Raw genomic sequence first — 317 nt, 5'->3', positions numbered from 1 at the left:
TGAAGGTGGTGGTGCGCACCGAGGTCAGGTATTCCTTGTCAAACAGGTTGCTGATGCCAAAGCGCAGCGCGGCGCTTTTGACGATTTTCTTGTCCACCGGCAGATGCACCCCCGCCGCCAGATCGAATACCGTGCGGCCGCCGATCTTCTCGTCGTTGGTCAAGTCGCCGTAGAATGCGCTGACGTACTTGCCGCTGACGCTGCCGTAATACAGCCCGTCGTCATAACCCAACGTCATGTTCAGCAGGTTTTTCGGCACGTTCGGCACCTCTTTACCTGAGGTCGGCAGCGGCTGCCCGCCATTGCTGACGATGTCG

Annotated in this window: 1 protein-coding gene; it reads right to left on the bottom strand. The window is 59.0% G+C overall.

Translation table 11 applies throughout. The features are described from left to right. A partial coding sequence (locus CD31_RS22760; protein ID WP_140423016.1) for a TonB-dependent receptor domain-containing protein occupies positions 1-317 on the bottom strand: 317 nt, incomplete at both ends.

This window comes from Lysinibacillus boronitolerans JCM 21713 = 10a = NBRC 103108, assembly GCF_000772935.1.
In the GTDB taxonomy this organism is placed as follows: Bacteria; Bacillota; Bacilli; order Bacillales_A; family Planococcaceae; genus Lysinibacillus; species Lysinibacillus boronitolerans.
Note: the sequence above shows the minus strand (reverse complement) of the source record. Positions and strands in the feature narration are given on the sequence as shown.